The sequence below is a fragment of the Burkholderia sp. DN3021 genome, assembly GCF_049805555.1.
Lineage (GTDB): Bacteria > Pseudomonadota > Gammaproteobacteria > Burkholderiales > Burkholderiaceae > Burkholderia > Burkholderia pyrrocinia_C.
Window position 1 is genome coordinate 209099 of sequence record NZ_JBNCAB010000002.1, and the last position, 25399, is coordinate 234497.

Genomic DNA, 25399 nt, shown 5'->3' on the forward strand with positions numbered 1-25399 from the left:
ACCTGCCATGACGCTTGCCAATTTCGTAAAGACACTCGTCGGCGGTCCTCGCGTCGATTCGCTGCAGGCATCCCGACAGACCACTTGGGCGGCATGGCTGGCCCCGATACCGGGCGAATACGCGTGCGGTCGCGATCCCGGCTATGAGGATGCGTTCTTCGAATTGAAGGACGAGGCGAACAAGCTGTCGGGAATCGACGACGGATTGATTTTCCGTACCTGCGAACAGTTGCTCAAGGAAACCGGGAAGGATCTGCGCCTGGTCGGCTACTACACGTTTGCGAGGTTGCGGCAGGACGGTCCGGCCGGCTTTGCCGACGGACTCGAACTGGCTGCTTCGCTAGTCGACCGGTTCGGCGAGGCCGTGCTGCCTGCGCGGGCCGAGGCGAAGCGGGCGGCGCTGGAAATGCTGGCGACTTCGCGCATGATCGAGACGCTGGACAGCCGTGGCGACTTCGCGTCGACCGATCTCGAACGTGCGCTTGCTGCGCTCGACGTGCTCGTCGAACTAACGGGAAACTGGCCGGAAGCCGCGCGGCCGAATCTGCAGCCGCTGGTTGCCCGTTTCGAGCGCAAGGAGGAGCCAGCTTGGGGTGCGAATCCGGGCGCGGTTCCGCTGCAAAAGATCGCTTCGGTTTCCGCGTCGCTCGGATCGATCGCATCGACGCGCGATTTGCTCGATCAGGCGCGCGCGATGTCTGCGTGGCTTCGAGATCAGGAAAACGGCTACTTGCCGTCGGTACGTCTCGTGCGCAGCATTCGATGGGACACGTTGCACGACGTGCCGCCGTCGGATGCCGCATCGCATACGCGTCTGGCGCCGCCGCGCGCCGAGTTGCGCCAGCAGATGAAGCGCCTTGTGCTGCAGAAGCACTGGCACGAGTTGCTGGAGCGTGTCGAGGGTGCGTTCATGGAAGGCGTGAATCACCTGTGGTTCGACCTGCAGTACTTCCAGCACGTCGCGCTCGATCACGTCGGCACGCCGTACAGCGCGTGGCGCGAATTGCTGCGCGCCGACTTTGCGCTGTTTCTCGAGCGACTGCCGGGCATCGAACGACTGTCGTTCAGCGATGGCACGCCGTTCGCCGACGACACGACGCTCGAATGGATTGCCCGGCACGCGGTCGTGCGCGATCTGGAGGCGGGCGAGACGGTTGCGCCGTTGCCCGTCTCCGCCGATAGCGAAAGCGATGCCGTCGGCGACTGGCCGGAGATCGAAACTCAGGCCCGTGAACTGGCCGCACGCGAAGGCATCGAGACGGCCTTCGCATGGCTCGAAACGCTTCCTGGCATGAAGACCGATCGCCGTCGCTACTTGCAGCGGCTCGTGATGGCCCGTCTGGCCGACCATGCCGGCCGGCTCGATACATCGCTCGCGCTGCTGGCCGAACTCGATGCGTCCGCCCGGTCGCTGCCGTTGATGCGCTGGGAGCCGGCGCTGACGTTCGATGTCAAGCAGCAACTGGTGAAGGTACTGAAGGCGATGAGCAACCGGAAGGATGCCGACAAGCCGGCACTCGCGCGGCGCGTCGCCGAACTGCAGGCCGAGCTGACCGTACTCGATCCCGCCCGCGCATTGACCCTGTCGTAACGGATTACCATGGACCACAACGATCCCATCCTGCGCTACTACGAAGCCGAAATGCGCTATCTGCGCGAATCCGGCAAGGAATTCGCGAAGGCGCATCCCGACCGTGCGCGCCTGCTCAATCTCGACCGCGTCGGCGATCGCGATCCGTACGTCGAACGTCTGTTCGAAGGGTTTGCGTTTCTGACCGGCAGGCTTCGACAAAAACTCGACGACGAATTGCCCGAACTCACCGAGGGGCTTGTCAGCCTGTTGTGGCCGCACTATCTGCGGATGATCCCTTCGCTGTCGATCGTCGAACTGACGCCGTTCGCGGAGAAACTGCAGAAAACGGTAGTCGTGCCGGCCGGCGTGCCGGTGCGTTCCGCGCCGATCAACGTGCCTTCTCCGAGCGGCGCGGAAGGCGTGGCGCCGCGGACGGTGCAATGTCTGTATCGGACGACGCAGGCCGTTGCGCTGCAGCCGGTCTCGATCACGCATGCCGGGCCGGCCGTGCGTCACGATGGCCGCTCGGTGATCCGCCTCGGCTTCGCGTTGCAAGGATCGGCGCTGCGCAAGGAGACGGATCTGTCGCGGCTGCGGCTGCATCTGAACGCCGATCTGCCGACCGCGTTCGCGATGCATCTCGCGTTGACGCGCCAGGTCGACTCGATTCACTGGCGCGTTCCGGAAATACGCGATGGCGAATCCGTGCCGCTCCCGGGCGTCACGATCGAGCCGGCGGGATTTTCGACGGAAGAGCGGCTGTGGCCCAAAGCCGATGCGGCGTTTTCCGGATATCAGCTGCTGCTCGAATACTTCACGTTCCGCGAAAAATTTCTGTTCGTCGATCTGTGCGGACTGGAGATCACGAAGTTGCCCGAAAAATCGACCCGCTTCGAACTGGAGATCGTTCTGAAGGAGGTCTATCCGCCGGATCAGCGGTTCAGCACAGATAACGTGCGATTGTTCTGTTCGCCGGTGATCAACCTGTTCGAACTGGATGCCGAGCCGATCGAGATCGACCATCACGAAACGGAATATCGCGTCGTGCCAGCCGGTCATCAGGGCGAGCATGTCGAAACGTATTCGGTCGATGCGATCGCGACGTTCGACCACGATACGGCCGAGCGATACGAATACGTGCCGTTCGCGACGTTCCGGCACCGCGGCGGCATGCTGCGGCACGAGGCGCCGGAACGCTATTTCCACACACGCGTGCGCTCTGGCGTATCGGGGCTGCACGAAATGTGGGTGATTCTCGGCGGCCACGCGTGGGAAACGATGGATACGCTGCCGGAGGAAAGCCTGTCGCTGCGCGTGACGGGCACGAACGGGTTGCTGCCGCGCAAGGGACTGCGCGAGGCGAGCCTCGATGAGTTGGCGGCCAGCACGCCGAACGTCGCGTGCGTGCGCAATCTCGTGTCGCCGACGCTGCCGCTGTATCCGCCGACGGAGGATCGCTTCCAGTGGCGCGTGCTGTCGCATCTGGCGCCGAATTTCCTGTCGATGATGAACGCGGAAGTGTTGCGCGGCGCATTGGCGCTGTACGACTGGACGAACGAAGAACTGAACCGGCGGCGGCTCGCCGGCATCCTGCATGTGTCGCAGCAAATGATCGAGGAGGTGTCGGGCGGCGCGGTCGAGCGCGGCGTGCTGATCGAGGTCACGCTCGATTCGCATGCGTTCTCCGGCGAAGGCGACGTGATGCTGTTCGGCGAGTTGCTGCACCGGTTCTTCGGCGCGTATGCGGAGATCAATCTGTTCACGAAGCTGGCGATCGTCAGCCTGCCGTCCCGATCCCGGACGGAATGGCCGCGCAGCAAGGCACAGCGGGCACCGCTATGACGGCTTCGATCGATCGGATGGCGGCCGAAGCTGCCGCGTCGAAAGGGCCGCCGACGGTTGCCGGGAAGCTGTTCCAGCGGGCGCCGAAGATGACTTTCATGCAGTTCTGTCGTCTGCTGGAGGCATGTGCGCCTGAACGTCCCGGGTTGGGTATGCGCGATACGCTGGAACATGAGCCGGTGCGGTTCCGGCCGCGTCCGCGGTTGGGGTTTCCGGCGGGCGAGGTGGCCGCTGTCGAATTCGACGACGAGCACCCCGATGCGCCTCCGACCGTACGCACGACTTTCATGGGGCTATACGGCGTTGACGCGGCCATGCCGTCGCACATGATCGACGAGATCGTGCTGCGGGAGGAGGGGCATGAGGCGGTCGAGGCATTTCTCGATCCGTTCAATCACCGCGCGGCGACACTGCTGTATCGCGCATGGAAGAAGTATCGCTATCCGGAGCGTTTTCGGGCCGGCGGTATCGACGATTATTCGCAGAGCCTGCTGTGTCTGGCGGGATTCGGATGGGGCGACAAGCCGTTGCGGGCGGGCTTGCCGAATTCCCGGATGCTTGCGTTGCTGGGTTTGCTGATCCAGCGCACACGTACGTCGGAAGGGCTGGCCGGGGTGGTGGCGCTCGCGGCGCCCGGGGTCGATGTTCGCGTCGACGAGTTCTGGTCGGTGACGACGAGTACCGGGCGACCGATGCCGTTGACGTCGGCGAAGCCGGATGCGGACGTGCTGGCGGACGGGAAGTGCAGCGGGCTCGGCGGCGGTTACGTGCTCGGCAGGCGCCTCACGTATCGCAGCCGAGCGGTGCGCGTGACATTGCGGCCGGTCGACGAGCGGCAGGCTCAGGACCTGTTGCCCGGTGCGTGGCTGCATCGAGAGGTGATGGCATTCATCCAGCTGTATGTCGGCGTCAAGGCCGATGTGCATTTGCGGATGGAAGTGTCGTCGCGGTTCGTTCCGCACCCGACCGTCGGCGTCGAACGTGCCGGCCCGGCGCCGCGTCTCGGTTGGACGACGGTGCTGCCGTCAGTCGATGAACGCATGATCGGCATCGCGCTTGGCGTGTACGAGGCGTTTCCCGTACCGCAACCCAACCCGCATCTCGTGCCGCACACGATCTGATTTTGGAGGTTTCATGTTCCATCGAATGAGTGCGGCTACCGCTGCCGCCGTATTTCTGCTGTCAGGTTGCGGTGCCTGGCAGTCCGTGTCGGACGCGTCATCGAATGCGTATCGCGCCGTATTTTTCAAGCAGGTGAAGGTGCTTGACGTCGATCTGTCTGCGCGCGTCGCACTGAACCCGGACGACGCGGGGCGGCCTACATCGGTGGCCGTTCGCGTCTACCAACTGAAGGACCGCAAGTTGTTCGATACAGCATCGTATGACGATCTGTTGAAGCACGACCGGACGGTGCTCGCCCAGGATCTGCAGGCAGATATGTCGACGGTCGTGAGCCCCGGGGCATCGGCAAGCCTGTCTCAGCCGATGAAGGCCGATACGCGATACGTTGCAGTCGTCGCGTTCTATCGCGCTCCGGGAAACAGGGATGGTTGGAAACGCATCGTCGAGAAGAAGAAGCTCGACGCCGACAAGCCGCTCAAGCTCGAATTGTCGATGACCGAATTGGCGGGCGGTCGCGATTCCGGGGAGTACGGGACCAGCCGATAGCCGCCGGCGCTCTTCACAACGAGTTGAATCTGCGCGGCAAGCAACGAGCGGAACGAATTAGTGAAGGATGCCGTCGCCGACATCCTTCACGCTTGTTTACCGATCGTCTTCCCGAACCGAAGACGGATGCCGGCACAACGCCCGCACTTCCATCTCCATATACGGAAACAGCGGCAACTGGCTGAGCAGATCATGCAGTTGCTGCACGCTCTCGACATCGAAAATACTGACGTTCGCGTACCGCCCCGCGATTCGCCACAGATGCCGCCAGATCCCTTCGTTCATCAGCCGCTGGCACATCGCCTTTTCTTCCGCCTTCAGCGTCGCCGCCTTGACCGGATCCATGTCCGCCGGCAGACGGACCGTCATTTCCACATGAAACAGCATCCTGCACTCCTTGCGTTATCGATTCGTCGAACGGGAAGACCGCTCAGGCCTGCGCGCGTGCCCGCTCGACTTCGCTCGCCGGCACGTCGGGCTTTTCCTTGACCAGCGAGAAATCGAAGTCGATCAGCGCGAACTGCCCGTCGACACCATACGGCTTGCCTTCCGCGCCTTCGGCCTGCTTGATCTTCGGGATCAGCCCTTCGCGGGTCGCGAATGCGAAGTCGTCCCAGATGTGCGGATCGCCTTCGATGTTGATCTGCGTCGTCAGCTTACGATAACCGTCCGCCGAAACGAAGAAGTGAATGTGCGCCGGACGATGGCCGTGGCGGCCGAGCTGGTCGAGCAACTGCTCGGTCTTGCCGCCCGGCGGGACGCTGTAGCCGACCGGCAGCACGCTGCGGAAGCTGTAGCGGCCCTCGGCATCGGTGCGGATCGAGCGGCGCAGGTTGAACGCGGGCTGCGATTGATCGAAGTACGAGTAGTTGCCGAGATGGTTCGCGTGCCATACCTCGACCAGCGCATTAGCGATCGGCGCGCCATCGTTGCCGAGCACCTGGCCGCGCATGATGAGCGTCTGGCCCGGGTCGGTGCCGTCGTCGAGGCGCGCATGGCCGACCGATTCCGGCGCACCGGCAACATACAGCGGCCCTTCGATCGTGCGCGGCGTGCCGCCCTGGATGCCGGCCTTTTCCTCGGCCTCGTCCATCCGCACATCGAGGAAGCGCTCGAGGCCGAGGCCTGCGGCGATCAGACCGAATTCGCGACCGGCTTCGTTCAGGTAGTTGAGGGCCGTCCAGAACTCGCTCGGCTGCACGTCGAAGTCCTCGATCGTGTAGCAGATGTCCTTCACGATCCGGTTGACGATTGCGCGCACGCGCGGGTTGCCGGGCTTCTCGGCGGCGTCGTCGAAGGTCTTCAGCAGGGCGTCGATGGCTTGCTTGTTCATCTGTGTCTCCGGTTTCGGTTGTCGTGTGGGGATCAGCGGGCGTCGCGTCGCATCCGTTCGATACGGGCCCAGTCGAAGGTGATGCCGAGGCCGGGCGTCGCCGGCAGGTGCAGCTTGAAATCCTGGTAGCGCAGCGGCTCGACGAGGATTTCCTCGGTGAGCAGCAGCGGGCCGAACAGCTCGGTGCCCCATTTCAGCGAGTCGAACGTGCTGAACAGTTGCGCGGACGCCATCGTGCCGGCCGCGCCCTCGAGCATCGTGCCGCCGTACAGTTCGATGCCGGCGGCCGCCGCGATCGACGCGACGCTCGCCGCGCCCTGCAGGCCTCCCGATTGCGCGATCTTCACCGCGAACACGTCGGCCGCGCGATCCTGCGCGAGCGCGAACGCATCGACGGGGCCGTGCAGCGCCTCGTCGGCCATGATCGGAACCTGCGCGAGCTGCGTGAGGCGTTTCAGCCCCGCGCGGTTGGTCGCGGCGATCGGCTGCTCGACCAGGCTCACGCCGGCTTCCGCAAACCGCGCGCCGGCCCGGATCGCGTCGGTTTCGCTCCACGCCTGGTTCACGTCGACCCGCACGTCGCCGCGCTCGCCGAGCGCGCGCTTGATCGCGACCACGTGCGCGACGTCGTCATCGACTGCGTTCGAGCCGATCTTCAGCTTGAATGCACGATGGCGGCGCGCTTCGAGCATCGCTTCGGCTTCCGCGATGTCGCGCTGCGTGTCGCCGCTTGCGAGCGTCCATGCGACGTCCACCGCATCGGTCCTGCGGCCGCCGAACAGTTCGGACAGCGGCACGCCGAGACGCTGCGCCTGTGCGTCGAACAGCGCGGTTTCGATCGCGCACTTCGCGAAGCGGTTGCCCTGGAACAGCTTGCGCGCGCGTGCCATCGCGGCGCCCGGGCGCGTCGCGTCCATGCCCTGCAGCAGCGGCGCGAAGTAGGTGTCGATGTTGACCTTGATGCTTTCGGGACTCTCCTCGCCGTACGCGAGGCCGCCGATGGTCGTCGCCTCGCCGACGCCTTCGATACCGTCCGTGCATCGAACTCGGACCAGTACGAGGGTCTGGCAATTCATCGTGGCGACCGACAATTTGTGGGGCCTGATCGTCGGCACGTCGACGAGCAGCGTCTCGATGCGTTCGATGGTGGCGGCAGTTGCTATCATGCGATTCCTCCTGTTGGTGCACATGGTAGGAATGCCCGCCCCGCGTCGTCCAACACTCTTTCCGACTACTTCCATACCTTTGAGGCATGAAATGGAATTGCGCCAGCTCCGCTACTTCATCGCCGTCGCCGAGGAAATGAACATCACGCGGGCTGCCGAGCGGCTGCACATGACGCAGCCGCCGCTGAGCCGCCAGCTTCAGGCGATCGAGGACGAGATCGGGCTGCCGCTGTTCGAGCGCGGCGCGCGGCCGCTGAAGCTGACGGACGCCGGGCGCGTGTTCTATACGCAGGCGAAGCGCCTCGTCGACCAGGCCGACGAGCTCGGGCCGTTGACGCGGCGGCTCGCGCAACTGTCTGAGCGGATCGTGATCGGCTTCGTGCCGTCGACGCTGTACGGCGCGCTGCCGGACGTGATCCGCGCATTTCGCGAGGCGCAGCCGGACGTCGAACTGTCGCTGATCGAAATGTTCACGCTCGAACAGCTCGGCGCGCTGAAGGGCGGGCGGATCGACGTCGGGTTCGGCCGTCTGCGTTTCGACGACGACCAGCTCGTGCGCGAGGCGCTGATCGAGGAAAAGCTGATCGCGGCGCTGCCGGCCGGGCATCCGCTTGCCGATCCCGACCGGCCGCTCGCGCTCGCTGATATCGCGAACGAGACGCTGATCGTCTATCCGAGTACGCCGCGCCCGAGCTTCGCCGATCAGCAGTTATCCGCATTGCGCGACGGCGGGCTGGTGCCGGCGGCCGTCCATGAAGTGCGCGAATTGCAGACGGCGCTCGGGCTCGTCGCCGCGCAGGTCGGCGTGTCGCTGGTGCCGGAGAGCGTGGAGGGCGTGCGCGTGAGGGGCGTCGTCTACCGGCGGCTGCCGGAACCGGCGGCGACGTCGCCGATCATCATGAGCCGCCGGCTGCACGGCGAAAGCGCGGCGACGGCCGCGTTCTGCGCGATCGCGCGGGAGATGTTCGCGCCGGCGGGGTAACGGTCGTCGCCGGTTTATAAACCGCAACTAACGGTCTGTTTCGGCGTGCGCAGGCAAATGCGGAGAGGGCATCGCGGTGTCGCGCCGTCCCGTGTGAAGCCGTTGCCGGTTGCAAGCTGCCGGGTGCGGCGGCGGATACGTCGTCACCGCTTCCCGTCGAGCGTCTCCGACGGCGATTCCCCGAACTTCTCTCGGTACGCGATCGCGAACCGCCCGAGGTGGGTAAACCCGCAATCGAGCGCGACATCCGCAATCCGCCGGCCGGACGCCGCACCGCGCAGCAGCTCGCGCGCATGGCCGAGCCGCGTCGCGCGCAGGTATTGCATCGGGCTCATCCCGCGGAACTGCAGGAACGCGTCGCGCAGCGTCCGTTCCGGCACGTTGGCGGCGCGGACGATATCGGCGAGCTGCAGCGGCTGCGCGTAATGCGCGTTCACGAACTCCTGCGCGCGCCGCACGAAGCCCGGCGCCGGATCGCGGTGCGAAGCGTGCAGCACGGACGGCGGGTGGCCTTCGATCAGCAGGTCGATCAGCAGGTGCTCGAGCTGCGACGCGACGCGCGGGTTCGCGTTCGCGCGTTCGAGCAGTTCGGGCGAACGCGCGACGAGCATCAGTTGCTGGCGCCACGCGGCGAGCGCGGCGTCGCTGATGTGCAGCACGGGGTCGAGCAGTGCGCGCGGGTCGCCGGTCAGCGAGCCGACGGTCGCCGCGTCGATGCGCAGCACGAACTGCTCGCAATCGGCGGACAGCACCGCGTCGAAGCGTTCGCCGGGCGCGCACAGTACGCCGGTCTGGCCGTCGACGCCGAGCTGCCGCCCCATCGCGCGCACCTCGGCCTGGCCGGACAGGCAGAACATCAGCAGGTAATAGCCGTCGACCGCGTCCACCTGCACGCGCATCGCGTCGCCGAACGCGATCGTGCCGATCCCGAGCCCGCCGAGCTTGACGAAATCCATATGCGACGCGCCGTGCACGCGGCCGTTCGGCAGCAGCGCGTGCGGCTGCATCACGCGCGAGATCCGCTCGCGCGTCTCGTCGAGATCGCGGGATTCGAACAGCCGGTGCGCGCGCAGCGCGAGCGGCTCGAACGACGTTGGGGACATGGGCATCAGCCTGATTGTGGACGGCGCGCTTCGATCCGACGAATGGGTCTCGATCAAGTGCCGCATCGTGTGTGCCGCCATGCTAGCTCAGAAATCCGCCGAAAGTGGATATTGCATCGCCGCAATCGCACTTTCCGGATAGACGGCGAATATTAGCTTTTCAAAAATGGGCTCCATCTTGTTAATGAAACGGAACGACCAGGAGTCCGACATGGAGCAGACAGAATCGCCCGTCGTGTTCGCCGCGCGCGACGACGCATCCGACGTGAGCTTTCCGCACGACGACGGCTCGCGCGTGCCGTACAAGGTGTTCAGCTCGCGTGCCGTCTACGACCGCGAGCAGGAACGCATCTTCCGCGGGCCGACGTGGAACTTCGTCGCGCTGGAGGCGGAAATCCCGAACCCAGGCGACTTCAAGAGCACGTTCGTCGGCGACACGCCGGTGGTCGTCACGCGCGCCGAGGACGGCACGCTCGCCGCATGGGTGAACCGCTGCGCGCACCGCGGCGCACAGGTGTGCCGCAAGTCGCGCGGCAACGCGAGCTCGCACACGTGCGTGTATCACCAGTGGAGCTTCGACAACACGGGCAACCTGCTCGGCGTGCCGTTCCGGCGCGGCCAGAAGGGGATGACCGGGATGCCGGCGGATTTCGATCCGAAGCAGCACGGGCTGCGCAAGCTGCGCGTCGACAGCTATCGCGGGCTGGTGTTCGCGACCTTCAGCGATGACGTGATGCCGCTATCCGACTACCTCGGCGAGCAGATGCGCCCGTGGATCGACCGGATCTTCCACAAGCCGATCGAGTATCTCGGCTGCACGCGCCAGTATTCGAAGTCGAACTGGAAGCTGTACATGGAGAACGTGAAGGACCCGTATCACGCGAGCATGCTGCATCTGTTCCATACGACCTTCAACATCTTCCGCGTCGGGATGAAGGCGCGTTCGATTCCGGACGCGAACCACGGGCTGCACAGCATCATCACGGTGACGAAGACGAACGACGACACGTCGGCCGCGTACAAGCAGCAGAACATCCGTTCGTTCGACGAGGGCTTCCACCTCGAAGACGAATCGATCCTCGATCTCGTATCGGAATACGACGAGGACTGCACGAACCATATCCAGCCGATCTTCCCGCAGCTCGTGATCCAGCAGATCCACAACACGCTGGTCGCGCGACAGATCCTGCCGAAGGGCCCCGACAACTTCGAGCTGATCTTCCATTTCTTCGGCTATGCGGACGACACGCCCGAGCTGCGCGCGCTGCGCATCAAGCAGGCGAACCTCGTCGGGCCGGCCGGCTATATCTCGATGGAGGACACGGAGGCGACCGAGCTCGTGCAGCGCGGCACGGTGCGCGACGGCGATGCGACGTCGGTGATCGAGATGTCGCGCGGCAATCCGGACCAGCAGGACACGGTGATCACGGAAAGCCTGATCCGCAAGTTCTGGGTCGGCTACCAGAAGCTGATGGGCTATTGAGGCGGGAGCGAGAAATGACGGAAGACATGAAGACGTGGTTCGAGATTTACATGCTCCAGAACCGCTACATCGGGCACCTCGACAACGACCGGCTCGAACACTGGCCGGACATGTTCACCGAGGACTGCACGTACGAAATCGTGCCGAAGGAGAACGCCGATCTCGGGCTGCCGGTCGGGATCGTCCACTGCACGAACCAGCGGATGCTGCGCGACCGCGTGGTGTCGCTGCGGCACGCGAACATCTTTGAAGAGCACACGTACCGGCACATGACGTCGGGCCTGACGATCGTCGCCGAACGCGACGGCGAGATCGACACCGAGAGCAACTACGTCGTCGTGCAGACGCGCAGCAATGGCGAGTCGAACGTGTACCAGGCCGGCAAGTACTACGACACGGTCGTGCGCACGCCCGACGGGCTGCGCTACAAGACCAAGCGCGTGATCTACGACACGTCGCGCGTGCAGACGCTGCTCGCAACCCCGATCTGACGAAGCAAGGAACCGACATGACCGAAGCAACGCTCGCCGAGTGGCATCCGCTCGGCGCTTTCGACGAATTCTCCGAGGACGAACCGGCAGCGCGTGTCGCCGGCCAGAAGCCGATCGCCGTGTTCCGGATCGGCGACGAACTGTTCGCGATGCACGACCTCTGCACGCACGGCCATGCGAGGCTGTCCGAAGGTTATGTGGAGGACGGTTGCGTCGAATGCCCGCTGCACCAGGGGCTGATCGACATCCGCACCGGTGCGCCGAAATGCGCGCCGATCACCGAGCCGGTGCGGACCTATCCGCTCCGGATCGTCGACGGGCAGGTGGAAGTCAATGTCGGCTGATCCGTTCGTGATCGTCGGCGCGGGCCACGCGGCCCGGCGCACGGCCGAAGCGCTGCGCGAACGCGATGCCGCCGCGCGCATCGTGATGATCGGCGCGGAGCGCGAGCTGCCGTACGACCGGCCCGCGCTGTCGAAGGATGCGCTGATGAGCGACGGCGGCGAGCAGCGCGCGTTCGTGCGCGATGCTGCGTGGTACGACACGCAGCGTATCGAGCTGCGGCTCGGCACGCGCGTCGATGCGATCGAGCGCGACGCGCAGCGCGTGCGGCTCGACGACGGCACGACGCTGCCGTACGCGCGGCTCGTGCTCGCGACGGGCTCGCGGGTACGCACGTTCGGCGGCGCGATCGACGCAGACGTCGCGCCGCATTACGTCCGCACCGTTGACGATGCGCGTGCGTTGCGTGCGAAGCTTGCGCCGGGCCGCCGCGTCGCGGTGCTCGGCGGCGGGTTCATCGGCCTCGAGGTCGCGGCCGCGGCGCGCCAGCTCGGGTGCGACGTGACGGTGATCGATCCGGCTCCCCGATTGCTGCAGCGTGCGTTGCCGGAAGTCGTCGGTGCGTATGCGCGTCAGTTGCACGATGCGCGCGGCGTCGTGTTCCAGATGGCGACGCTGCCGCGTGCGGTTCGTCGTGCGCCGTCCGGCGGTGCGATCGTCGAGACCGATCGCGGCGACGTGCAGGCCGATATCGTCGTGGTCGGCATCGGTGTCGTACCCAATGTCGAACTTGCACAGGCGGCCGGGCTTGATGTCGACAACGGGATACGCGTCGACGCGGGCTGCCGCACCGCCGATCCCGCGATTTTCGCGACGGGCGAGGTGACGATGCACTTCAATCCGCTGCTCGGGCGTCACGTGCGGATCGAATCGTGGCAGGTCGCCGAAAACCAGCCGGCCGTCGCGGCCGCGAACCTGCTCGGCGCCGACGAGACCTATGCCGAGCTGCCGTGGTTATGGTCCGATCAGTACGACTGCAATCTGCAGATGCTCGGGCTGTTCGGCAGCGAACGCACGACCGTCGTGCGCGGCGATCCGGCGAGCGGGCCGTTCACGGTGTTCGGGCTGGGCGACGACGGCAGGATCGTCGCGGTGGCCGCGGCGAACCTGGGGCGCGACATCGGCGCATCGCGCCGGCTGATCGCGGCGGGGGCGGTGCCCGATCCGGTGAAACTCGCCGATCCGGCGGTGAACCTGAGGACGTTCCTGTAACGGCTGGGCGCGCGGGCCGGCTCGGCCCGCGCGTTTGTCGGTTGACGCGAAATCGGGGATATTAGCGGCATCGCCGAGCCGCCCGTTCTCCATGCCGCCAGACAAAGCCCTCGAACTGAAACGAAGCAAGCGCCGCGCGCTGTGGCTGCTGCTGGCCGCGGTTGCGGTGTTCGTCACGACGATCCTGCTGCCGCGCGGCCCGTGGGTGGACGGCGTCAAGGCCGTGGCCGAGGCTGCGATGGTCGGCGCGCTCGCCGACTGGTTTGCGGTCGTCGCGCTGTTCCGCCGCGTGCCGATCCCGTTCGTGTCGCGCCATACCGAGATCATCCCGAAGAACAAGGACAAGATCGCCGACAACCTCGCGGTGTTCGTGCGCGAGAAGTTCCTCGGCCCCGATGCGCTTGCCGCGCAGATCCGCCAGCACGATCCCGCGCAGAAACTCGGCGCGTGGCTCGGCGAGCCCGCGAACACCGACGCGCTCGGCGGTTATGTGACGAAACTGATGAGCTTCGCACTCGACATGACCGACGACGCGCGGATCCAGTCGTTCGTCCACGACGCGTTTCGCGCGGTGATCGACCGGGTCGACCTGTCGCAATCGGCCGGCGTGATCCTCGATACGCTGACGAAGGACGGCCGCCACCAGGCGCTGCTCGACGATGCGATCGAACAGGTGGTCGACGTGCTCGACAAGGAGGAGAACCGCGAGGTGATCGCGGGCTTCATCGTCGAATGGCTGAAGACGCAGTACCCGAAGGTCGAGAAGATCATGCCGACGCAGTGGTTCGGCGAAAACGGCGCGCGGATGCTCGCGAGCGCGGTGATCCGCGTGCTGGAAGGCGTCGCGGCCGACCCCGAGCACGAGTTGCGGCAGCGCTTCGACCGGACGGTCGCGCGGCTGACCGAGCGGCTGAAGCACGATCCGGCGTTCATCGAAAAGGGCGAGGAGATCAAGCGCTACATCCGCGACGGCGATGCGTTCAACGAGTATGCGCGCGACTTGTGGGACCAGTTGCGCGCATGGCTGAAGGCCGATCTCGCACGCCCCGATTCGACGCTGCACCGGCAGGCCGCGACGCTCGGCGGCTGGCTCGGCGCGCGGCTCGCCGAGAGCCCGGCGCTGCGCGCGTCGCTGAACGAGCACGTCGAGAAGGCCGTGCACGAGATGGCGCCGGATTTCGCCGATTTCCTGATGCGTCATATCCGCGACACGGTGCGCAACTGGGATGCGCGCGAGATGTCGCGGCAGATCGAGCTGAACATCGGCAAGGATCTGCAGTACATCCGCATCAACGGCACGCTGGTCGGCGGGCTGATCGGGCTCGGGTTGTATCTGGTGTCGCTGGTGCCGCGCTGGGCGGCCGGGTGGCTGCACTGACGCGGCCACGCCCGCGAACGGCGGCCGGTGTGCTTACGCGTGCGTGCGTTCGCGCGGTTCGACCTTGCGGTCGATCTCGCTGCGCGTTGGCAGCGTCTTGAGATCGTAAGCGGCTTGCAGGTTCAGCCAGAATTCCGGCGACGTATCGAAGTAGCGCGCGAGCCGGTAAGCCGTATCGGCCGTGATTCCACGCCGTTCCTTGACGATTTCGTGCAGGCGCGTCGCCGGCACGTTCAACGCGAGCGCCAGCGCGTTGACGCTTATTTCCAGCGGGACGAGGAATTCTTCCCGCAGGATTTCACCCGGATGAATCGGGCGCATTCCGTTCTTGAGCATGCGAATCTCCAGTCAGTGATAGTCGACGATCTCGACGTTGGCGGGGCCGTCGTCGGTCCATTCGAAGCAGATCCGCCATTGGTCGTTGATGCGGATGCCGTGCTGGCCTTCCCGATCGCCATGCAGTGCTTCGAGCCGGTTGCCGGGAGGCGCCCGCAGATCGCGCAGTTCTTTCGCGGCGGCGACCATTTGCAGTTTGCGGGTAGCAACGGTTTCGATTGCGCGAAAGCGCCCGGGCGATTCTCCGGCGAACAGCGACTGCGTGACCTTGCATCGGAACGAGTGGATCATAACGGGAAGCGTATTACGTTAACCGTAATACGTCAATGGGAATGAAAAAGGGCGGTATGAACGGGCTCGACTGTCCCGAATATAGGGCTGCCTGCCTGTCGATGGGTCCGTTTGGCCGTTCGGCCAGCCCCTGCGGGCCGTCGAAGTCGAAATCTTCCGAATCCGTCTACAATCAAAAACGTCTTTTCCGCCCGTGCGCGCCCGCCGCGCGCGGGCGGGTCCGTTCGTCCTCCGGTATCCGGAGGTGCCGCCGCGCGCTGCATGTTGCGCGGCGGGAAGTGCCGTGGTCTGTGTCCAGTAGGTAAAGCGTCCGCGTGCCGTAGGCCGGCGCGCGTCATGTACGCCGCGTGTCCGTAGGCCGGGCAGGCGGCATAACCGAGAGTCCCCCATGAAAGCATCGGATCTGTTCGTGAAGGCGCTGGAAGCCGAAGGCGTCGAGTACGTGTTCGGCATTCCCGGCGAAGAGAACCTCGATCTGCTCGAATCGCTGCGGCGATCGAAGATCAAGCTCGTGCTGACCCGGCACGAGCAGGCGGCCGGCTTCATGGCCGCCACCTACGGCCGCCTGACGGGTCGCACCGGCGTGTGTCTCGCGACGCTCGGGCCCGGCGCGACGAACTTCGTGACGGCCGCCGCGTATGCGCAGCTCGGCGGGATGCCGATGCTGATGATCACCGGGCAGAAGCCGATCAAGTCCAGCAAGCAGGGCCACTTCCAGATCGTCGACGTGGTCGGCATGATGCAGCCGCTCACGAAGTTCACGCGGCAGATCGTGTCGATCGGCAACATCCCGTCGGCCGTGCGCGAGGCGTTCCGCCGCGCCGAGGAAGAGCGCCCGGGCGCCGCCCACCTCGAACTGCCGGAAGATATCGCGCACGAGGAGGGCGACGGCAAGCCGATCCCGCGCAGCTACAGCCGGCGGCCGGTGGCCGAGGAGAAGGCGGTCGCGCACGCGGTCGACGCGATCCAGGCCGCGCGCCATCCGCTGCTGATGATCGGCGCGGGCGGCAACCGCAAGACGACCTGCAAGATGCTGCTCGAGTTCGTCGACAAGACGGGCATCCCGTTTTTCACGACACAGATGGGCAAGGGCGTGATCGACGAGACGCATCCGCTGTGGCTCGGCAACGCGACGCTGTCCGACGGCGACTTCGTGCACCGCGCGATCGAGCAGGCTGACTGCATCATCAACGTCGGCCACGACGTGATCGAGAAGCCGCCGTTCTTCATGCGCGCGGACGACAAGACCGTGATCCACGTGAACTTCCTCGGTGCGCAGGTCGATCCCGTCTATTTCCCGCAGATCGAGGTGGTCGGCGACATCGCGAACGCGGTGTGGCAGATGAAGGAGACGCTCGCACCGCAGCCGCACTGGGATTTCACGCGCTTCGCGATGATCAAGGAGCATTTCGACGCGCACCTGCAAAAGGGCCAGCATGACCCGCGCTTCCCGATGTACCCGGTGCGCATCGTCAACGACCTGTACAACGCGCTGCCGGCCGACGGGATCGTCTGCCTCGACAACGGCATGTACAAGATCTGGTTCGCGCGCTACTGGCGCGCGCACGAGCCGAACTCGCTGTTGCTCGACAACGCGCTTGCGTCGATGGGCGCGGGCCTGCCGTCGGCGATCGCGACGAAGATCGTGCATCCGCAGCGCAAGGTGATCGCCGTGTGCGGCGACGGCGGCTTCATGATGAATTCGCAGGAGCTCGAAACGGCCGTGCGGCTGAAGCTCGACATCGTCGTGATGATCCTGCGCGACGACGCATTCGGGATGATCCGCTGGAAGCAGGAGAACATGAATTTCCCCGATTTCGCGATGACGCTGCAGAACCCCGATTTCGTGTCGTATGCGCAAAGCTACGGCGCGCACGGGCATCGCGTCGAATCGGCCGACGATCTCGAGCCGCTGCTGCGCGAGTGCTTCTCGTCGCCGGGCGTGCACGTGATCGACGTGCCGATCGACTACTCGGACAACGAGCGCGTGCTGAACCGCGAGATCAAGCGGCTGTCGGCGCAACTCTGAATTCCCCGTTCACAGGAAGGAGTCGTTCCATGTTGAAGGAAACCTATCCGTACTACCTCGCCAACGAGGCTGTCTACGCGAACACCGATCTGGAAGTGACGGACAAGTTCAGCGGCGAGGTCGCGACGCGCGTCGCGCTGGCCGACGCGAAGGCGATCGATGCGGCGATCGGCGCGGCGGTCGATGCCGCGAAGCCGATGCGCGAGCTGCCGGCCTTCAAGCGGCAGGCCGTGCTCGACCATTGCGTCGCGCGCTTTCGCGAGCGCTTCGACGAGCTGGCCGAGGCGCTGTGCATCGAGGCCGGCAAGCCGATCAACGATTCGAAGGGCGAAGTGACGCGGCTGATCGACACGTTCCGCGTCGCATCCGAGGAATCGGTGCGCATCGACGGCGAGATCATCAACCTCGAGATCTCCGCGCGTGCGCAGGGCTATACGGGCTACACGAAGCGCGTGCCGGTCGGCCCGTGCTCGTTCATCTCGCCGTTCAACTTCCCGCTGAACCTCGCCGCGCACAAGGTCGCGCCCGCGCTCGCGGCCGGCTGTCCGTTCGTGCTGAAGCCCGCGAGCCGCACGCCGATCGGCGCGCTGATCATCGGCGAGGTGCTCGCGGAAACCGACCTGCCGAAGGGCGCGTTCTCGGTGCTGCCCGCGCATCGCGACGGCGCCGATCTTTTCACGACCGACGAGCGCTTCAAGCTGCTGTCGTTCACGGGCTCGCCGGCCGTCGGCTGGGCGCTGAAGGAGAAGGCCGGCAAGAAGAAAGTCGTGCTGGAACTCGGCGGCAACGCGGCCGCGATCGTCGATGCGGACCAGCGCGACCGGCTCGACTACGTGGTCGAGCGTCTCGCGTTCGGCGCGTACTACCAGTCGGGCCAGAGCTGCATCGGCGTGCAGCGGATCCTCGTGCATGCCGATCTTTACGATGCGCTGCGCGAGAAGCTGATCGCGAAGACGCGTTCGCTGAAGATGGGCGATCCGAAGGATCCGTCGACGTTCGTCGGCCCGATGATTTCCGAATCCGAATCGCGCCGGCTGTCGGGCTGGATGGACGCGGCCGTCGCGGCGGGCGCGAAGATCGTCGCGGGCGGCAAGGTCGACGGCGCGATGTTCGAGGCGACGCTGCTGGAAAACGTCGGGCACGAGCAGGACCTGTACCGCAAGGAGGCGTTCGGCCCCGTCGCGATCCTCGAGAAATTCGACCGGTTCGACGACGCGCTCGCGCGCGTGAACGACAGCGATTTCGGGCTGCAGGCCGGCGTGTTCACCGATTCGCTCACGCATGCGCAGCGCGCGTGGGACGAACTGGAGGTCGGCGGTGTCGTGATCAACGACGTGCCGTCGTTCCGCGTCGACAACATGCCGTACGGGGGCGTGAAGGATTCGGGCCTTGGCCGCGAAGGGATCCGCTACGCGATCGAGGACATGACCGAGCCGCGGCTGATGGTCGTGCGGCGCCGGTAACGCGCAGGCGGGCAGCGCGGTGCCGCGACGGCACGCGGGCCGGCGATCGTGCCGGCCCGCGTGCCGTTTTTCATCGCGGCACGCGTACCGGGCCGCGTCGGGCCCGTGCCGCGTGGCGGGCCTCCCGAACGCGCTCGACTGCGGGCATCGCATCGTGATGTAATCGCGCCAAACTGCCGACCGGGGTACGACGCCGGAAAGCGCGAATTCATTCTTCACGAGGTCGATTCATGTCTCCCGTCTCGGCATTCAAGCTGGTTCTGTTGTCATTCCTGGCGATCGTCGCGCTCGAATGCATCGCCAAGCGGCTGCGGCTGCCGCCCGCGGCCGCGCTGCTGATCGGCGGCATCGGCATCGCGTTCATCCCCGGCCTGCCGCCGATCAACCTCGATCCCGAGCTGGTGCTGCTGGTGTTCCTGCCGCCGCTGCTGATGGACGGCGCGTATTTCTCCGTGTGGGAGGAGTTCAAGCGCAACGTCGGCGGCATTCTGCTGCTCGCGATCGGCGCGGTCGTGTTCACGACGTTCGCGGTCGGCTTCGCCGTGCACTGGGTCGCGCCGGCGCTGCCGTGGGCCGCGTGCTTCGCACTCGGCGCGATCGTGTCGCCGCCCGACGCGGTCGCCGCGAAGGCCGTGCTCGAACGGGTCGCGCTGCCGCGCCGGCTGATGGTGCTGCTCGAAGGCGAGAGCCTGCTGAACGACGCGGCCGGCCTCGTGCTGTTCCGCTTCGCGGTCGCGGCCGCGCTGACCGGCGCGTTCAGCCTCGAGCACGCAGTCGTGCGCTTCGCGGAGCTCGGGCTCGGCGGCGTGGCGGTCGGCTTCGTGGTCGGCAGGCTCGTCGTGTGGTTCCTGAAGCTGCTAGACGACGACTATCTCGCGATCACCGTCGCGGTGATCGCCGGCTGGATCGCGTACATCGCGGGCGAAATGGTCGAGGTATCGGGCGTGATCGCGACCGTCACGGCCGGCATGATCATCGGCTGGCATCAGCACGAGGTGTTCTCGGCAGCCGTGCGCACGCGCGGCACCGCGTTCTGGCAGGTCATCGTGTTCCTGCTCGAAGCGATGGTGTTCGTGCTGATCGGGCTGTCGCTGCGCGGCGCGATGCACCGGCTCGGCGGCTTCGAGCAGGTGCTCGCCACGATGGTGCCGCCGGTGCTCGCGGTGCTGGCGGCAGTGATCGTGTCGCGCTTCGTGTGGATCTACGCGGTCGAGGCGCTGAAGTGGCCGGTGCGCGGCGTCGCGCGGCGCGGCGACGCGCCCGACTGGAAGGCCGCGACGATCATGAGCTGGGCAGGGATGCGCGGCGTCGTCACGCTGGCGATCGCGCTGTCGCTGCCGGAGGCGATGCCCGGCCGCGACGTGATCCTGGTCGCGTCGTTCGCGGTGATCCTCGTCACGGTGCTGCTGCAGGGTACGACGATCGGGCCGCTGATCCGGCTGCTGCGCCTGCCGCAACGCGAAGAGCGCGCCGCGCATCACCTGACCGAGCCGCAGACGTGGGCGTACGTCGAGGCCGCGCAACTCGCGGCGATCCAGCCGCTCGTACGCGACGAGAACGGCGCGGTGATCCATCCGCGCCTGCTCGAGCAATACACGTATCGCGCGGAACTGACCGAGCGGACGAAGAACGAACCCGCGTATCCGGCGGAAGTACGCGCCGCACACTACGACGTGGTGCTGGCCGCAATCAAGGCCGGGCGGGCGGAACTGTTGCGCCTGCATCGTTCGGGCCGCATCCACGACGAGATGCTGCACATGCTCGAACGCGATCTCGACCTGCAGGAAGTGTCCGCGCAGCACGCGCGCGGGTAGGCGGGCCGCACCGCCATCACGCGGGCCGGCTCCCTGCCGGCCCGATGCGCGTACAGGTCGGTCCTCGTCCGGCGCGCCGTTTTTTTCTCCCTTTGTCCGGCCGATACGATGCATTTTCATCAGGCCCCAATACGTGCCGCGATCGAGCCTTGCAGCGCATGCAAACCTCGCTTCGCCGGGCTCGCAAACGTTATCGTCTTTCGAATCCGGAAATGATCAGATTTATCTGATTGCGGCTCTTTCCGCATATTTGGCAAAACTAAACCGGAAGGAGATAGATGCTGTGTTCTAATTTCATTTAGAATCAGCCGGTTATGTTTATTGAGAGAAACAATGCAGAGGGTAATGCGGTCGCCGACGGGGGGAATCGGCGCCCGAAGCCCCGCAAGGCAGTGCCGACAGGCCAAATCGGCAGAATCAGGCGGGTTTAACAGCCGCCAATATAAGATAGCGTCCAAGTCGGATAAACAACTCCTATGAAAGAATCGATTGGAGATTCGGCGTTTGAAACTGTATTTATGAAAGAATCGAGCGGTGATAATGCCCCGGATTGTCTTGAATCGGGGCTTTCGGTCCTTCTCGTCGACGATCAACCGTTCGTCGGCGAGGTGATCCGCCGCGCGCTGCGCAGCGAACACGACATCGACCTGCACGTGTGCACCGACGCGCACCGGGCGATGACGGTCGCGCGCGACGTGAAGCCGACGGTCATCCTGCAGGATCTCGTGATGCCGGAGATCGACGGCCTCGATCTCGTTCGCGCATGGCGCGCAAACGCCGGCACCGCACGGGTGCCGATCATCGTGCTGTCCGCGAAGGAGGAGCCGATCGTCAAGCGCGAGGCGTTCATCGCCGGCGCGAACGACTATCTGGTGAAGCTCCCCGACGCGATGGAGCTGACCGCGCGGATCCGCTATCACTCGAATTCGTATCTGATGTCGCGGCAGCGCGACGAGGCGCTCGATTTCCTGTCGCACGACATGCGTTCGCCGCAGACGTCGATCCTCGCGCTGCTCGACGTCTACCGGACCGAACACGGCGACATGCCGGCGATCATGGAGCGCATCGCCGGCCATGCGCGGCGTGCGCTCGCGCTCGCCGACGGTTTCATCCACCTGACCCGCGCACAGTCCGAGCGCCGCGCGCACGAGGTCGTGAGTCTCAACGAGATCGTGCTCGATGCCGTCGACCAGCTTTGGGAGAAGGCGGCCGGGTGCGGCAGCCAGGTCGTCGCGCACGTGCCCGATACCGAGTGCGTGACGATGGGCGACCGCATGATGCTCACGCGTGCGGTCGCGAACCTGATCGACAACGGGCTGAAGTACGGCCCGGCCGGCACGGACGTGCACTGCACGCTGAGCGGCGAGGACGGTGCCTGGCTGATCGGCGTCGAGGATAGCGGCGCCGGCATCGCGCCGGAGCAGCGCACGGCCGCGACCGAGTCGTTCGTGCAGCTCGAATCCGCGCATGGCGCGGCGCGCAGCGGCTTCGGCCTCGGGCTCGCGTTCGTCCGCGCGACGGCGGCGCGGCATCGCGGCCAGATTTTGATGCGCAATACGGCGCGCGGCTTCATGGTCGCGCTTCGACTGCCGGCGCAAGCGGAGCGGTGATTTCGCGGCGCGGCCCGCCGGCGCCGCGTCGTCCGCATCCGACCACGAGGCGCTCGTGGCGCGCCGTCCGGCGCGCAGGCGGGCGTGGATTTTTTCAACGCTGATTTTAGAAAGCCCATAACGAACATGGCCACCGTGACGCCCCGCGCGACCAATGAAAGCCTGCATCCGACGATCGGCGCTGCCCGGCTGACGCTCGGCAATCGCATCCTGCTCAGCTTCGGCGTGCTGTTCGTGCTGATGCTGGTGACAGCCGGCGTGTCGTACGAGCGCCTGCGCGCGATCAACAGCGAAGCCGTCAGCATCGAGCGCGACTCGCTGCCCGGCGTCTACCTCGCGTCGTCGCTGCGCGGCTCGGTGAACGAATCGTTCATGCTGCTGCAGCAGGCAACGTTCGTCGACACCGATCCCGAAGCCGTGCAGCACGATCTCGCGAAAATTTCCGACGCGCTGAAGGAAGTCGAGTCGCTGTCGGTCGAATACCAGAACACGACGTTCCGCGACGACGACCGTCAGCGCTTCGCGACGTTTCGCGGCTCCTACGACCGCTACCTGCCGCTGCTGAACGAAGCCGTGCAGAAACACCGCATGTCGCGCGACGAGGCCGTTGCCGCGTACGCGAAGGTGCAGCCCGGGTGGGGCGAGGTCGTGCGCAATGCGAACGTCCTGGTACAGGAGAACCGCAAGTTCGCCGACCAGTCCGCGAAGCTGATCCGCGAATCCGTGCAGGATACCGAGGTCGTGCTCGCGACCGCGCTGGCGATCATGCTGCTGTCCGCGCTCGGGCTCGGCTACGTGCTGTACCGTTCGGTCACCGTGCCGATGGCGCGGCTCGTCGAGGTGCACGACGTGATGCGCACCGGCAACCTGACGCGCCGCCTCGACCTGCGCCGCCGCGACGAATTCGGCACGCTCGAGACGGGCTTCAACCGGATGGCCGACGAGCTGACCGAGCTCGTCTCGCGCGCGCAGCAGTCGTCGCTGCAGGTGACGACGTCGGTTGCCGAGATCGCGGCGACGTCGCGCGAGCAGCAGGCGACCGCGAACGAAACCGCGGCGACGACGACCGAGATCGGCGCGACCTCGCGCGAGATTTTCGCGACGTCGCGCGACCTGCTGCGCACGATGAACGAGGTGGCCGGCGTGGCCGAGCAGTCGGCGACGCTCGCGGGCGTGAGCCAGAGCGGGCTCACGCGGATGGGCGAGACGATGCGCAGCGTGATGGACGCGGCCGGTTCGGTGAACGCGAAACTCGCGATCCTCAACGAGAAGGCGCTGAACATCAACCAGGTGGTCGCGACGATCACCAAGGTGGCCGACCAGACCAACCTGCTGTCGCTGAACGCGGCGATCGAGGCCGAGAAGGCCGGCGAATACGGCCGCGGCTTCGCGGTCGTCGCGACCGAGATCCGCCGCCTCGCCGACCAGACGGCCGTCGCGACCTACGACATCGAGCAGACGGTGAAGGAAATCCAGTCGGCCGTGTCGGCGGGCGTGATGGGGATGGACAAGTTCTCCGAGGAAGTGCGTCGCGGGATGCTCGACGTGCAGCAGGTCGGCGGGCAGTTGTCGCAGATCATCGCCGAGGTGCAGACGCTCGCGCCGCGTTTCCAGATGGTCAACGAAGGGATGCAGACGCAGGCGAACGGCGCCGAGCAGATCACGCAGGCGCTGTCGCAGCTGTCGGAAGCCGCGCAGCAGACCGCCGAGTCGCTGCGCCAGTCGTCGCAGGCGATCGACGACCTGACGCTCGTCGCGAACCAGTTGCGCACCAGCGTGTCGCGCTTCAAGGTCGACGCGTGACGCGCGCCGACCTGCAGAACGGCGCACACGCGCTGTTCCTGATGTTCGAGCTCGACGGCGAGCGCTATGCGCTCGACGCGGCCGGCATCGAAGAGGTGCTGCCGCTCGCGATCACGAATGCCGTGCCCGGTGCACCCGAATGGATCGCCGGGCTGCTGATGCGCGGCGGCCAGCCGGTGCCGGTGATCGACGTGCCGATGCTCGCGCTCGGGCGGCGTGCGCATGCGCTGCGCTCGACGCGGCTCGTGATGGTGCGCTATCGCGCGGGCCACGCGGACGGCGAGCGTGTGATCGGCCTGATCGTCGAGCGCGCGACGCAGACGATGCGGATCGATCGTGCGGCGTTCCGCGCGAGCGGCATTTCGACCGCGCGCACGCGCTGGCTCGGGCTCGTCGCGAACACGCCCGACGGCGTCGTGCAGCAGGTGTCGGTAGCCGACCTGATCGACGACGTTGCGCGCCTGTATCTGTTCGACGGCCTGCCGCGCCACGGGAAGGAGTCCGCATGAAAGAGTCCGAATCGCGATTTCGCGGCTGGCTGCTGCGCGAGACCGGCATCGACCCCGATTCGCTCGGCAACGATTTTCTGATCCGTGCGCTGACGGAGCGCGTGCACGCGCTGCAGGCGGACGGCGAGCGCCTGCCGTCGGCGGCGCGGCCGCCCGTGACGCAGGACGCGCTCGATGCGTACTGGCAGCAGCTCAACGCGTCGGCCGACGAGCGGCGTGCGCTGATCGAGCTGTTCGTCGTGCCCGAGACGTGGTTCTTCCGCGACCGCGAGGCCTTCGCGACGCTCGCGCGGCTCGCGGCCGAACGGCTCGCCGCGACGCCCGGGCGCGTGATCCGCGTGCTGAGCGCGCCGTGCTCGACGGGCGAGGAGCCGTATTCGGCGGCGATGGCGCTGCTCGACGCGGGGCTCGAACCGGCCAGCTTCACGATCGACGCGATCGACCTCAGCGCGCGCGCGATCGAGCAGGCGCGGCATGGCTGCTACGGGCGCAACGCGTTTCGCGGCACCGCGACGGAATTTCGCGCGCGCTACTTCACGCCGGCCGCCGACGGCTGGCTGCTCGACGAGCGCGTGCGCGCGTGCGTGCAGTTCCGTCACGCGAACCTCGTCGAACCGATCGCCGATACGGGCATTCGCTACGATTTCGTGTTCTGCCGCAACGTGCTGATCTACTTCGACCGCGACGCGCAGGATCGCGTGATCCGCTCGCTCGACGCGTGCCTCGCCGACGACGGCATGCTGTTCGTCGGGCCGGCCGAAACGGGCGTCGCGATGCGGCACGGGATGCGCTCGGCGCGCGTGCCGCTCGCGTTCGCATTTCATCGCGAGTCTGCCGGTGCGACGGCGAGCGCGGCCCGGGCTGCGGCGCCGCTGTCCGCGGTGGCGGCGGTCCGGCGCACGGAGCGCTTTACCGTTGCGCCGCTCGTGGCGACGCGCCCGGTGCTGGCCGTCGCGCCGCCGGCCTGGCTC

At 66.2% G+C, this 25399-nt stretch carries 24 protein-coding genes; 18 read left to right on the forward strand and 6 right to left on the reverse strand.

The genetic code is table 11. The annotated features are described in order from the left end of the window. The first annotated feature begins 7 nt into the window (after positions 1-7). The 4 genes from tssA to tssJ are packed head-to-tail and all read left to right on the forward strand — an operon-like array spanning position 8 to position 5083. Positions 8-1591 carry a type VI secretion system protein TssA gene (tssA, locus tag ACPUER_RS02135; RefSeq protein ID WP_425130252.1) on the forward strand — a complete coding sequence of 528 codons (1584 nt, stop codon included), beginning with the start codon at positions 8-10 and terminating at the stop codon, positions 1589-1591. A 9-nt stretch (positions 1592-1600) separates the two neighbouring features. Next, a complete protein-coding gene (gene tssF / locus ACPUER_RS02140; RefSeq protein WP_425130253.1) occupies positions 1601-3415 on the forward strand; it encodes a type VI secretion system baseplate subunit TssF in 1815 nt (604 codons plus the stop codon). Continuing rightward, positions 3412-4536 (forward strand): type VI secretion system baseplate subunit TssG, encoded by a 1125-nt coding sequence (gene tssG, locus ACPUER_RS02145; RefSeq protein WP_425130254.1) that lies wholly within the window; start codon positions 3412-3414, stop codon positions 4534-4536. The genes tssF and tssG overlap by 4 nt, the downstream gene beginning before the upstream one ends. Positions 4537-4549: 13 nt before the next feature. After that, entirely contained in the window at positions 4550-5083 is a 534-nt protein-coding gene (gene tssJ, locus ACPUER_RS02150; protein ID WP_425130255.1) for a type VI secretion system lipoprotein TssJ, read from the forward strand. A gap of 96 nt (positions 5084-5179) precedes the next feature. Here the strand turns inward: tssJ and catC are convergent, their stop codons facing one another. The 3 genes from catC to ACPUER_RS02165 are packed head-to-tail and all read right to left on the reverse strand — an operon-like array spanning position 5180 to position 7582. Continuing rightward, a complete protein-coding gene (gene catC, locus ACPUER_RS02155; RefSeq protein WP_072439273.1) occupies positions 5180-5470 on the reverse strand; it encodes a muconolactone Delta-isomerase in 291 nt (96 codons plus the stop codon). Between the two features lie 43 nt (positions 5471-5513). Beyond that, entirely contained in the window at positions 5514-6416 is a 903-nt protein-coding gene (gene catA, locus ACPUER_RS02160; protein ID WP_425130256.1) for a catechol 1,2-dioxygenase, read from the reverse strand. Positions 6417-6448: 32 nt separating this feature from the next. Next, positions 6449-7582, reverse strand: coding sequence for a muconate/chloromuconate family cycloisomerase (locus ACPUER_RS02165; RefSeq protein ID WP_175958599.1), 1134 nt, complete (start codon positions 7580-7582; stop codon positions 6449-6451). A 91-nt stretch (positions 7583-7673) separates the two neighbouring features. Between ACPUER_RS02165 and ACPUER_RS02170 the strand changes: the two genes are divergently transcribed. Next, the gene (locus ACPUER_RS02170) at positions 7674-8564 is read left to right on the forward strand and encodes a LysR family transcriptional regulator (RefSeq protein ID WP_175958600.1); all 891 of its coding nucleotides are present in this window, start codon (positions 7674-7676) and stop codon (positions 8562-8564) included. A 143-nt stretch (positions 8565-8707) separates the two neighbouring features. Here the strand turns inward: ACPUER_RS02170 and andR are convergent, their stop codons facing one another. Further along, positions 8708-9667 (reverse strand): anthranilate 1,2-dioxygenase regulatory protein AndR, encoded by a 960-nt coding sequence (andR, locus tag ACPUER_RS02175; protein WP_310131727.1) that lies wholly within the window; start codon positions 9665-9667, stop codon positions 8708-8710. On the opposite strand from andR, the gene ACPUER_RS02180 reads away from it, so the two are divergent. The 6 genes from ACPUER_RS02180 (at position 9666) to ACPUER_RS02205 (ending at position 14573) form a co-directional block, all read left to right on the forward strand. Continuing rightward, positions 9666-9809, forward strand: coding sequence for a hypothetical protein (locus ACPUER_RS02180; protein WP_175958602.1), 144 nt, complete (start codon positions 9666-9668; stop codon positions 9807-9809). The genes andR and ACPUER_RS02180 overlap by 2 nt on opposite strands. Positions 9810-9878: 69 nt before the next feature. Next, positions 9879-11150 (forward strand): anthranilate 1,2-dioxygenase large subunit AndAc, encoded by a 1272-nt coding sequence (andAc, locus tag ACPUER_RS02185; protein WP_175958603.1) that lies wholly within the window; start codon positions 9879-9881, stop codon positions 11148-11150. Between the two features lie 14 nt (positions 11151-11164). After that, positions 11165-11641 (forward strand): anthranilate 1,2-dioxygenase small subunit AndAd, encoded by a 477-nt coding sequence (gene andAd, locus ACPUER_RS02190; RefSeq protein WP_175958604.1) that lies wholly within the window; start codon positions 11165-11167, stop codon positions 11639-11641. Between the two features lie 17 nt (positions 11642-11658). Continuing rightward, positions 11659-11985: an anthranilate 1,2-dioxygenase ferredoxin subunit AndAb gene (gene andAb, locus ACPUER_RS02195; protein WP_034185113.1), complete on the forward strand. Its 327-nt coding sequence runs from the start codon at positions 11659-11661 to the stop codon at positions 11983-11985. Further along, on the forward strand, positions 11975-13195 hold the full coding sequence (andAa, locus tag ACPUER_RS02200; RefSeq protein WP_425130257.1) for an anthranilate 1,2-dioxygenase system ferredoxin--NAD(+) reductase: 1221 nt from the start codon (positions 11975-11977) through the stop codon (positions 13193-13195). The genes andAb and andAa overlap by 11 nt, the downstream gene beginning before the upstream one ends. Positions 13196-13286: 91 nt before the next feature. Further along, entirely contained in the window at positions 13287-14573 is a 1287-nt protein-coding gene (locus ACPUER_RS02205) for a DUF445 domain-containing protein (RefSeq protein ID WP_425130258.1), read from the forward strand. Between the two features lie 33 nt (positions 14574-14606). On the opposite strand, the gene ACPUER_RS02210 is transcribed toward ACPUER_RS02205, so the two are convergent. Together ACPUER_RS02210 and ACPUER_RS02215 are read right to left on the reverse strand one after the other, a co-directional pair. Further along, positions 14607-14909, reverse strand: coding sequence for a HigA family addiction module antitoxin (locus ACPUER_RS02210; RefSeq protein WP_175958607.1), 303 nt, complete (start codon positions 14907-14909; stop codon positions 14607-14609). Positions 14910-14921: 12 nt separating this feature from the next. Then, positions 14922-15200, reverse strand: coding sequence for a type II toxin-antitoxin system RelE/ParE family toxin (locus tag ACPUER_RS02215; protein ID WP_175958608.1), 279 nt, complete (start codon positions 15198-15200; stop codon positions 14922-14924). 388 nt (positions 15201-15588) lie between these two features. Here ACPUER_RS02215 and ACPUER_RS02220 point away from each other — a divergent pair, with 388 nt between their 5' ends. The 7 genes from ACPUER_RS02220 to ACPUER_RS02250 all read left to right on the forward strand — a co-directional run. Next, positions 15589-17229, forward strand: coding sequence for an acetolactate synthase large subunit (locus tag ACPUER_RS02220; protein ID WP_175958609.1), 1641 nt, complete (start codon positions 15589-15591; stop codon positions 17227-17229). Positions 17230-17258: 29 nt separating this feature from the next. After that, positions 17259-18692, forward strand: a complete 1434-nt coding sequence (locus tag ACPUER_RS02225) for an aldehyde dehydrogenase family protein (RefSeq protein ID WP_175958610.1) — start codon at positions 17259-17261, stop codon at positions 18690-18692. A gap of 230 nt (positions 18693-18922) precedes the next feature. After that, positions 18923-20506 carry a Na+/H+ antiporter gene (locus ACPUER_RS02230; RefSeq protein ID WP_175958611.1) on the forward strand — a complete coding sequence of 528 codons (1584 nt, stop codon included), beginning with the start codon at positions 18923-18925 and terminating at the stop codon, positions 20504-20506. A 476-nt stretch (positions 20507-20982) separates the two neighbouring features. Further along, on the forward strand, positions 20983-22116 hold the full coding sequence (locus ACPUER_RS02235; protein ID WP_310131751.1) for a hybrid sensor histidine kinase/response regulator: 1134 nt from the start codon (positions 20983-20985) through the stop codon (positions 22114-22116). Positions 22117-22242: 126 nt separating this feature from the next. Then, a complete protein-coding gene (locus ACPUER_RS02240; RefSeq protein ID WP_175958613.1) occupies positions 22243-23919 on the forward strand; it encodes a methyl-accepting chemotaxis protein in 1677 nt (558 codons plus the stop codon). Further along, complete coding sequence (locus tag ACPUER_RS02245) at positions 23916-24428, forward strand: chemotaxis protein CheW (RefSeq protein ID WP_175958614.1); 513 nt, start codon at positions 23916-23918, stop codon at positions 24426-24428. The genes ACPUER_RS02240 and ACPUER_RS02245 overlap by 4 nt, the downstream gene beginning before the upstream one ends. Then, positions 24425-25399, forward strand: a 975-nt coding sequence (locus tag ACPUER_RS02250) for a CheR family methyltransferase (protein ID WP_425130259.1), incomplete at its 3' end; no start/stop codon positions are given. The genes ACPUER_RS02245 and ACPUER_RS02250, both read left to right, overlap by 4 nt.

Bases quoted from the DNA above. Each gene is read 5' to 3' on its own strand.
- catA (WP_425130256.1), bottom strand. From the start codon at position 6,416: ATGAACAAGCAAGCCATCGACGCCCTGCTGAAGACCTTCGACGACGCC.
- ACPUER_RS02205 (WP_425130258.1), top strand. From the start codon at position 13,287: ATGCCGCCAGACAAAGCCCTCGAACTGAAACGAAGCAAGCGCCGCGCG.
- andAb (WP_034185113.1), top strand. From the start codon at position 11,659: ATGACCGAAGCAACGCTCGCCGAGTGGCATCCGCTCGGCGCTTTCGAC.
- ACPUER_RS02235 (WP_310131751.1), top strand. From the start codon at position 20,983: ATGAAAGAATCGATTGGAGATTCGGCGTTTGAAACTGTATTTATGAAA.
- ACPUER_RS02225 (WP_175958610.1), top strand. From the start codon at position 17,259: ATGTTGAAGGAAACCTATCCGTACTACCTCGCCAACGAGGCTGTCTAC.
- catC (WP_072439273.1), bottom strand. From the start codon at position 5,470: ATGCTGTTTCATGTGGAAATGACGGTCCGTCTGCCGGCGGACATGGAT.
- tssJ (WP_425130255.1), top strand. From the start codon at position 4,550: ATGTTCCATCGAATGAGTGCGGCTACCGCTGCCGCCGTATTTCTGCTG.
- ACPUER_RS02180 (WP_175958602.1), top strand. From the start codon at position 9,666: ATGGGCATCAGCCTGATTGTGGACGGCGCGCTTCGATCCGACGAATGG.
- andAd (WP_175958604.1), top strand. From the start codon at position 11,165: ATGACGGAAGACATGAAGACGTGGTTCGAGATTTACATGCTCCAGAAC.
- ACPUER_RS02220 (WP_175958609.1), top strand. From the start codon at position 15,589: ATGAAAGCATCGGATCTGTTCGTGAAGGCGCTGGAAGCCGAAGGCGTC.
- tssF (WP_425130253.1), top strand. From the start codon at position 1,601: ATGGACCACAACGATCCCATCCTGCGCTACTACGAAGCCGAAATGCGC.
- ACPUER_RS02210 (WP_175958607.1), bottom strand. From the start codon at position 14,909: ATGCTCAAGAACGGAATGCGCCCGATTCATCCGGGTGAAATCCTGCGG.
- ACPUER_RS02165 (WP_175958599.1), bottom strand. From the start codon at position 7,582: ATGATAGCAACTGCCGCCACCATCGAACGCATCGAGACGCTGCTCGTC.
- tssG (WP_425130254.1), top strand. From the start codon at position 3,412: ATGACGGCTTCGATCGATCGGATGGCGGCCGAAGCTGCCGCGTCGAAA.
- ACPUER_RS02230 (WP_175958611.1), top strand. From the start codon at position 18,923: ATGTCTCCCGTCTCGGCATTCAAGCTGGTTCTGTTGTCATTCCTGGCG.
- ACPUER_RS02170 (WP_175958600.1), top strand. From the start codon at position 7,674: ATGGAATTGCGCCAGCTCCGCTACTTCATCGCCGTCGCCGAGGAAATG.
- andAa (WP_425130257.1), top strand. From the start codon at position 11,975: ATGTCGGCTGATCCGTTCGTGATCGTCGGCGCGGGCCACGCGGCCCGG.
- tssA (WP_425130252.1), top strand. From the start codon at position 8: ATGACGCTTGCCAATTTCGTAAAGACACTCGTCGGCGGTCCTCGCGTC.
- ACPUER_RS02240 (WP_175958613.1), top strand. From the start codon at position 22,243: ATGGCCACCGTGACGCCCCGCGCGACCAATGAAAGCCTGCATCCGACG.
- andAc (WP_175958603.1), top strand. From the start codon at position 9,879: ATGGAGCAGACAGAATCGCCCGTCGTGTTCGCCGCGCGCGACGACGCA.
- ACPUER_RS02215 (WP_175958608.1), bottom strand. From the start codon at position 15,200: ATGATCCACTCGTTCCGATGCAAGGTCACGCAGTCGCTGTTCGCCGGA.
- andR (WP_310131727.1), bottom strand. From the start codon at position 9,667: ATGTCCCCAACGTCGTTCGAGCCGCTCGCGCTGCGCGCGCACCGGCTG.